We start from the raw sequence: 7219 nt of genomic DNA, 5'->3' as shown, positions 1-7219 counted from the left end.
GCTATCGCTTAAAGGAGTATAGATTTAATGCGTTCTTCATATTTCTGGAAACCATACGTCTTTCAAAAGGTTTCGGTTGGGGAGTTTTAGCAACTGTTGTAATGTCGATTATTATGATCACAGGAAAAATAGGATTAACCAAAAAAAGTCACCTTGAAAAAAGATATTTTGTATGGATAGAAAAAGAGTTAAAAGCTAAAAATTAAAAGAATCTCAAATTTTTTTACAAAAAACAGGCGATTAGAGACAATCGTATCATCATATTATGTTTTTTTAATATAAAGGAAGTGTTAAGCGATGGAAAAACAACCTAAAATTACTGTTTATACAACACCCAACTGAGGACCTTGTAAAATGGCGAAGGAGTTTCTTTCGTCTCAGGATGTTGAGTTTGAAGCAATCGATATTTCAACTGATCAAAAGGCAATGAATGAAATGGTTGAAAAAACAGGAGCTATGGGAACACCTGTATTTATTATTGGAAGTGAAGTTGTTAGAGGATGGGATCGAGGGAAAGTATCTCGATTACTAAATCTATAAAGGGGAATTCTTAAATGGAAATGTTCGTTTTTTGTCCAGTTTGTGAAATGGATTTACCTGTTCCCATAGATTCAAATAAGGACGATAAGATAGATTGTCCGAACTGAGCTGGTGTAAGTATTCAACTCGTTGAGTTGAATAATGGAAGATGGAGAGGTGATCAGATTCCTTTGGTATCCTGCGCGGTTTGCGATGAAATTATAGAAGTGAATGATGATGTTAAACCCAATGATATTATTGAACATTGCGGTGTGAAGCAGAAGTTAACATTTGAATGGGGATCGTATGCCTTAGAAAAAACTTAAGAAAATAACCCTATTCTTTATATTTTTTAAGAATAGGGTTGTTTTTTGTTATCTTTCAATTTTGTTTTAAAGGGAGGAATGGAAATGAATGACCAATTAGAAATAAAGAATACACTCCACACAGAATTAATTTCTAAATTTTTTCATGCACTTTCTAATCCTACACGGTTAAAAATCGCTCGTAAGTTATTGGATGAAGAAAGGAATGTTGGACAATTAGTTGGGGAATTACAACTGAAACAATCACAAGTTTCTAATCAATTAGCGTGCTTAAAGGATTGCGGATTTGTTACATCCCGTCAGGAAGGAAAATTTGTTTACTATAAAGTCACAGATGAGCGTGTTCGTGAAATTATACAGTTAGCAACAAATGTAGTTTCAGATAATGCTGATTATATTAATTCTTGTACGAAACTTTAGTTTCATGGAGGTGAAGAGCAATAATGGAATTTGTTTATAATCAGCTAATGGGTATAGAATCTATTACTCTTATGGTCTATTTTGCAGTGTTCTTAGGTGGAATTTTAAGTGCTGTTAGCCCCTGCTATATTCCTATATTAATTTTCTATAATGGTTTTATTACAGCGTATTCTAAAGGAAATGGTAAAAAGGCTATTTTAATGACCTTGTTCTTCGTATTAGGGATGGCAATAACTTCAGCCATTCTTGGTGGCATAGCAGCATTTATCGGAAACTCTGTACTAACGTTGTTTACGGATTACCGATTAGATAAATGGATACCAGCCATTATTGGAATCACCATGGGTTTATCACTCATCGGAATACTAAAATTTCGATTCCCTTCTTTTCTTTCAAACAGAATCAATTGGAATGATAAAAAACCTAAATCCTTGACTGGTGCATTTTCATTAGGACTACTATTCGGCGTCGTTGTAACGCCCTGTACGATCCCTATATTTATTACCATTATGACTTTAGTTGCTGTACAAGGTAGCATCTTTGCAGGTTCATCTTTGCTTATCTTTTATGCTATTGGAAAAGGAATAATTCTGTTAGTCGTTGCTTATTCTTCGGATTGGGTGATGAAGTTTTCAGGAAAAGATGGGAAAGTGGAGAAAATAAGTGGTTTTATTATTCTTGCAGCTAGTTTATATATTTTATTCTTTGTGTAGGGGGGAGAAAGTTGAAAAGTATAGTAAGGGTATTTTTTACAATGTTGCTTTTGGTAGGATGCGGTCAAAATGAATCAACAACTCAATCAGCTGAAAATCCTAATCCAAACAATACTAATGTAGTTATTAAAACTTATGAAATACAGGGATCATCTGAGCAGGCTGCGCCGTGCGGCATATGTAGCAATAACACCATATAAAGCTAAAGCTATTCCCCCACCTAGCCCCCAATAATAGGGTTTACCTTCTCTAAGCCATAGCCAGATCAAAATAACCTCCACCTATTTCAGCTAAACCCGCAAATGCAAACAAAATAATGGAATAAAAAAATTCTTACAACTTCCTAAATTATGCAAGGGACCAAATGACTGGTCCTTTTCTTATGAAATATCAACACTAAACTAGACAGTTTTATTAAGGTGTAGAGACTTGTATTTCACTGGGCTTCCGAAGGTCAACATCAAATACATACATCGGATTGCAGGCCTACGCCTGCTTTTTATTATGGTTATTTTTCCTTTTGGGGAACACACTTCGCTTCGGAGTTCCAAAGGCAAAATAAAAATTCAAGGGAGAGAAAACCATGAGCAAAAAAAACTATGAAATGATTACCAACCAAATCATCGAAAAACTAGAAAAAGGAACAGTACCTTGGAAAAAACCTTTTAAAAACGGAGTTTCCGTGAATTGGAAAACACAAAAGCGTACAGAGGTATCAATACCATGCTGTTATGGTGGGGAATATGCCACATTTAAGCAAATCAAAGAAGCTGGTGGAAAAGTAAAGAAAGGGGAAAAATCTCACATCGTAGTCTTTTGGAAAATGATTGAGGTGGAAGATCAAGAAACCGATCAAGAAAAGAAAATCCCGCTGCTTCGCTACTTTCGAGTATTTGAGGTATGTTCACAAGTGGAAGGCATCGAGCCCAAGTGAAAAGAAGAAACTTTCGACCATAACCCAATAGAGGAAGCTGAAAAGGTCAAAGAAGGATACTGTAATGCCCCATCCTTCAGCTTTGTAAGTGGGACAGCTTACTATGTGCCGTTTGAAGATCGGGTGAACGTGCCGCCTAGAGAAGATTTTGAGGACGTGAACAAGTACTACAGCACATTATTTCATGAAATCGTCGTGCGCCCATAAGGGCTTAATAGGATCACCGTTTAAGCAAACGGTTGGACTGATCGTGATGTCCATAAAACCGCCAGCTAACTCTTGATAAGAAATTTGATAGGGGACCGTAGCATGCTGGGTAATCCACAAGTCACAGGGGTATCACTGTGCGACTGAATGGAGAGGTTAAAGCCATAGATAAGGATGAAGGCTAAACTGCTTGAATGACAGTCAGAAGGGCTATATCGTGGGCCACAGTTTAGGATACATGTAAGGCTGTGTGGTTCTAGGATTGAAATGAATGGATGATGCATTTCAATAGCGATCACGGAACCTCCAAACTCTATATAGAGTGAAATGACGAACGTTACATCCGAAACTATTGCAAGCTTCCTATTAAACCTAAATGGGGATTGTCTAAGTTAGAATGTCGACAACCAAACCAATTGGCTATGACTGAAGGGTCTGAATATCTAATATGGCAACGGAGACTCCGTAGTAGTCCGAACTGGGGAAAACCCAGTGCATGGCGAAGGGAGTCAGTCTATTGAATCCAAAATTTACAAGTAGAAGGAGCGAGAGGCTCTATGAGAAATCCACAAGTGGTTTTGGACAATCTAGCGTCAAAGTCTAAGGATGAATTCTATGGCTATGAGAGATTATATCGAAATCTCTACAATCCTGGTCATAGCAATGAGTGTCACAAAAGGATTCATGCGGGACTACTGGATTAAGCAAAAGCTAGATTGAGAGTAAATAGATGGAGAGCCGTATACATGGAGACGTGTACGTACGGTTCGGGGGGGAGTGTTTGGAAACCAGCCATAGAAATATGGTCAAGGCGCCGGGCGCTTACCCTACCACTCCACAGGACATAAAGAGCGATTAAATTAGAGATGGTGTAACAAGAACCATTAGGTTTGGTAGTGAAAGTTACAGCAAGGAAGAACTCATAGCGGAGCTTGGAGCTTCCATGTTATGCGGTGTGACCGGTATAGAAAACACGACCCTAGATAACAGTGCGTCTTATGTTCAATCATGGTTACATCAACTAAAGAACGACAAAACTTTGATTGTCAGTGCTTCGCAGAAAGCCCAAAAAGCTAGTGATCACATTCTTGGGGTTCATAAAATGAAAAAAACCCTGCATGGTGGCCCATGCAAAGTGCTGGCTGAATATAAGATTACAACTCATAAAGAGAGTGTTCGACGTTGGTTACGCAATGGAACCTTAAAAGGAACGGCTCCAACCTCGAGAAAGGAAGGATGGAAGATCAGTGAATCCAACCTAAAAGCTTTTATCTAAAGAAAAAACAACATAACGATCAAGAAGCCATCCGGGCTAAGATGTGGTGGGAAACCGTGCATAAAAATATGTTTGAAGGGTCGATTGAGGTTAAGAAGGTGAAGATACGTGGATGCATCGAACACAATAAGCACTCCAAGGAGTTTGAAACTTATGTGTGGGAACAGATCAAGGAGCACACCTGGCACACCACACCACGTATTCTTTATTTGCTGGATGCGTTTTTGTTCAATGGACACCGTATAAAAGTGGATTCGTCTTTTGAAGAACTGGAGGAACAAATTTTGTTTCCTTTGGTTGAGCATTTACACAAAAAAAAGGTCAATAATTAACGCAACAAATGTTTTGTTAATTATTAAACAAGTAAAGCTATAGGAGGAGTTAGAATATTATCTACTCCTCATTCTTTTTTAAATCATATTCTTTCATTAATCCTTCTTCAGAGTGCTTATTTATATAGTCTTTAACATGCTCATTGCGTTTGTCACGGTCTTCTTCTCGAAATAACCTCACTCCGAAGGAAAATGATAATGACGTCATTGAGTTTATTGAAAACGTTGAAAAGCCAAATAAACGTGAAGATGCCTATCAATTGGTAGATATTTAAGGAATTAATAAAGCATTCTATTAAGTTTTTACAAGAGACCTATCCGAATCGATAGTCACAACAGTTTGGAATAAGGTGAAAAGGTTTTGGAAAAAACAGTAGTGAATCTAACTGACTGTACTGATGGAGATCTATCGGTACAGGAATCTTATCTACATAGTAATAATAGGTGAGGGTAGAAAGTAATAGTTCAATAATGTTGTGGTCAGCAAATCAAACGATAGTATAACGTATATGTTGCTTTGAGTACTGTCGCATAAACGATAAAGCTAAATGTTTTTTGAAGATGTCCTATGCCATTTTGGTTTGAAAGTTTATTCATTCTGCTGTAATAAGGTAGGCAAAAAACACTGAAAGCAAGAACTACAGTAAATAGGGTTTCAGTTCTTTCGCAAAACTTGTAGAATGGAGCATAGTATAACTTAAAAAGTGGGTGTTTAAAGTGGTAGAAAACGAAGTAGAATTGTTAAAGTTAATTGAGAGAAACGCTAATTTAGAAGTAGAAAAGATTGCAAAGCTAATGGGAAAAAGCATAGACGAAATTCGGGAGCTCCTCGATCACTTGGAGCAGAAGAAAGCAATCCTTGGCTATTCTACACTAATCGACTGGGCTCAAGTATTGGATGTGGAAGAGGTTACCGCTATGGTGGATGTCAAAGTGACTCCTGCTCGCGGTGTAGGTTTTGATAAAGTGGCTGAACGTATATATCGTTTCCCAGAGGTGAAGGCCGTTTATTTAATGTCCGGAGCTTATGATCTATCCGTTTCCGTCAAAGGAAAAACGATGACGGAAATCGGAAAATTCATATCTGAAAAATTGTCCGCACTTGATTCTGTTCTATCGACAACGACCCATTTTGTTTTGAAAAGATACAAACATGATGGAATTATTTTACATGACGAAGACGATGATGATAAAAGAATTGTGGTATCACCATGAATCAAACTTCTTATATATCCAAGCAAGTAGCAGAATTAAAACCATCAGGCATTCGACGTTTTTTTGATTTAGCCGCTCAGATGGAAGATGTCATTTCCCTCGGAGTGGGCGAGCCTGATTTTGTCACGCCTTGGAATTTTATTGAGCAAAGCGTCCATGCTCTGGAACAAGGCTACACGTCTTATACTGAAAATGCTGGTATGTTGGAGTTACGTAAGGAGATTAGTGCCTACCTAAACGGGAGTTTTCAATTGACTTATGACCCAAATGACCAGGTGATTGTTACGGTCGGAGCAAGTCAGGCGATTGATCTTGCACTACGGACGGTTATCGATCCAGGGGATGAAGTGATTATTGTTGAACCAAGCTTTGTAGCATACGTGCCAACAGTAAGTTTAGCGGGAGGAACACCGGTTACAATTCAAACAAAAGCGGAAGATGATTTTAAACTTAAACCTGAACAAATTGAAGAAGCGATTACACCAAAAACAAAAGCGATCATGCTATGTAATCCGAATAATCCAACAGGAACCTTCTTATTGCAGGAAGAATTAGAACAGCTGGCAACAGTGATTGAGAAGCATGACCTAGTCGTCTTGTCTGATGAGATTTACGCAGAACTCACATATGATGATACTTACACGAGTTTCGCCTCTATCCCTAACATGAAAGAGCGAACTATTTTAATTAGCGGGTTTTCAAAAGCCTTTGCCATGACTGGCTGGCGACTCGGCTATGCAACCGGACCAACGGAAATCATTGCTGCCATGGTAAAAATTCATCAGTACACCATGATGTGCGCCCCTACGATGGCTCAGCATGCTGCTTTAGAAGCTATGAAAAATGGAAAGCAAAGTGTGCAGGAGATGATTGAAAGCTATAAACAAAGAAGGAATTTTATAGTAAGCAGCTTAAATGAAATTGGATTGCAATGTCCAAATCCGGGCGGAGCGTTCTATGCTTTCCCATCCATTAAAGCAACAGGGTTAACTTCGGGTGAATTTGCAGAAGAGTTGTTACAAGAAGAACAAGTAGCAGTCGTACCTGGAGATGTATTTGGAGCAAATGGTGAGGGATATATCCGCTGCTCATATGCGACATCTATTAAACAGTTAGATGAAGCCATGAAGCGCATAAAAAGATTTGTAGAAAAACGAATATAAAACATAACTAATCCCCGTTCAAATTGTGGAATTTGAACGGGGATTGGTTATACGTATTTACAAGACTTTGTTAAGGTTTTCTCATATTAGCTAGTTATTGAGTACGAACTAAAT

General features: G+C 38.1%; 12 protein-coding genes and 1 pseudogene. 12 read left to right on the top strand and 1 reads right to left on the bottom strand.

Translation table 11 applies throughout. From position 1 onward, the window contains the following. The 5 genes from ACFQIC_RS17595 to ACFQIC_RS17575 form a co-directional block, all read left to right on the top strand. Positions 1 to 206 (top strand): hypothetical protein (locus ACFQIC_RS17595; protein WP_390217549.1); only part of this gene is annotated, 206 nt, incomplete at its 5' end. A gap of 148 nt (positions 207 to 354) precedes the next feature. Next, on the top strand, positions 355 to 540 hold the full coding sequence (locus ACFQIC_RS17590) for a glutaredoxin family protein (protein WP_390217547.1): 186 nt from the start codon (positions 355 to 357) through the stop codon (positions 538 to 540). A gap of 389 nt (positions 541 to 929) precedes the next feature. Next, positions 930 to 1265, top strand: coding sequence for an ArsR/SmtB family transcription factor (locus ACFQIC_RS17585; RefSeq protein ID WP_390217545.1), 336 nt, complete (start codon positions 930 to 932; stop codon positions 1263 to 1265). A gap of 23 nt (positions 1266 to 1288) precedes the next feature. Further along, the gene (locus ACFQIC_RS17580; RefSeq protein WP_390217543.1) at positions 1289 to 1978 is read left to right on the top strand and encodes a cytochrome c biogenesis CcdA family protein; all 690 of its coding nucleotides are present in this window, start codon (positions 1289 to 1291) and stop codon (positions 1976 to 1978) included. Between the two features lie 11 nt (positions 1979 to 1989). Continuing rightward, positions 1990 to 2178 carry a hypothetical protein gene (locus ACFQIC_RS17575; protein ID WP_204711451.1) on the top strand — a complete coding sequence of 63 codons (189 nt, stop codon included), beginning with the start codon at positions 1990 to 1992 and terminating at the stop codon, positions 2176 to 2178. Here the strand turns inward: ACFQIC_RS17575 and ACFQIC_RS17570 are convergent. Further along, a pseudogene (locus ACFQIC_RS17570) lies at positions 2155 to 2296 on the bottom strand (YnfA family protein); the annotation flags it as partial. The gene ACFQIC_RS17575 and the pseudogene ACFQIC_RS17570 overlap by 24 nt on opposite strands. A 265-nt stretch (positions 2297 to 2561) precedes the next feature. On the opposite strand from ACFQIC_RS17570, the gene ACFQIC_RS17565 reads away from it, so the two are divergent. From ACFQIC_RS17565 to ACFQIC_RS17535, 7 genes are all read left to right on the top strand, one after another. Then, positions 2562 to 2912, top strand: coding sequence for an ArdC-like ssDNA-binding domain-containing protein (locus ACFQIC_RS17565; protein ID WP_390217541.1), 351 nt, complete (start codon positions 2562 to 2564; stop codon positions 2910 to 2912). A 27-nt stretch (positions 2913 to 2939) separates the two neighbouring features. After that, a complete protein-coding gene (locus tag ACFQIC_RS17560; protein WP_390217551.1) occupies positions 2940 to 3119 on the top strand; it encodes a zincin-like metallopeptidase domain-containing protein in 180 nt (59 codons plus the stop codon). A 943-nt stretch (positions 3120 to 4062) separates the two neighbouring features. Continuing rightward, entirely contained in the window at positions 4063 to 4395 is a 333-nt protein-coding gene (locus ACFQIC_RS17555; protein WP_390217539.1) for a zincin-like metallopeptidase domain-containing protein, read from the top strand. A gap of 41 nt (positions 4396 to 4436) precedes the next feature. Continuing rightward, positions 4437 to 4727, top strand: coding sequence for a hypothetical protein (locus ACFQIC_RS17550; RefSeq protein WP_390217537.1), 291 nt, complete (start codon positions 4437 to 4439; stop codon positions 4725 to 4727). A 143-nt stretch (positions 4728 to 4870) separates the two neighbouring features. Beyond that, the gene (locus tag ACFQIC_RS17545) at positions 4871 to 5002 is read left to right on the top strand and encodes a hypothetical protein (RefSeq protein ID WP_390217535.1); all 132 of its coding nucleotides are present in this window, start codon (positions 4871 to 4873) and stop codon (positions 5000 to 5002) included. Between the two features lie 442 nt (positions 5003 to 5444). Next, entirely contained in the window at positions 5445 to 5942 is a 498-nt protein-coding gene (locus tag ACFQIC_RS17540; protein WP_204711453.1) for an Lrp/AsnC family transcriptional regulator, read from the top strand. Then, on the top strand, positions 5939 to 7105 hold the full coding sequence (locus ACFQIC_RS17535; RefSeq protein WP_204711454.1) for an aminotransferase: 1167 nt from the start codon (positions 5939 to 5941) through the stop codon (positions 7103 to 7105). Before ACFQIC_RS17540 ends, ACFQIC_RS17535 begins: the two co-directional genes overlap by 4 nt. Positions 7106 to 7219: the final 114 nt, after the last annotated feature.

The sequence above is a fragment of the Halobacillus seohaensis genome (genome assembly GCF_042663045.1).
Lineage (GTDB): Bacteria > Bacillota > Bacilli > Bacillales > Halobacillaceae > Halobacillus_A > Halobacillus_A seohaensis.
The sequence above is the reverse complement of the archived record's forward strand: the minus strand, read 5'-3'. Positions and strand labels throughout refer to the sequence as shown.

Bases quoted from the DNA above. Each gene is read 5' to 3' on its own strand.
- ACFQIC_RS17555 (WP_390217539.1), top strand. From the start codon at position 4,063: ATGTTATGCGGTGTGACCGGTATAGAAAACACGACCCTAGATAACAGT.
- ACFQIC_RS17535 (WP_204711454.1), top strand. From the start codon at position 5,939: ATGAATCAAACTTCTTATATATCCAAGCAAGTAGCAGAATTAAAACCA.
- ACFQIC_RS17565 (WP_390217541.1), top strand. From the start codon at position 2,562: ATGAGCAAAAAAAACTATGAAATGATTACCAACCAAATCATCGAAAAA.
- ACFQIC_RS17580 (WP_390217543.1), top strand. From the start codon at position 1,289: ATGGAATTTGTTTATAATCAGCTAATGGGTATAGAATCTATTACTCTT.
- ACFQIC_RS17590 (WP_390217547.1), top strand. From the start codon at position 355: ATGGCGAAGGAGTTTCTTTCGTCTCAGGATGTTGAGTTTGAAGCAATC.
- ACFQIC_RS17585 (WP_390217545.1), top strand. From the start codon at position 930: ATGAATGACCAATTAGAAATAAAGAATACACTCCACACAGAATTAATT.
- ACFQIC_RS17550 (WP_390217537.1), top strand. From the start codon at position 4,437: ATGTGGTGGGAAACCGTGCATAAAAATATGTTTGAAGGGTCGATTGAG.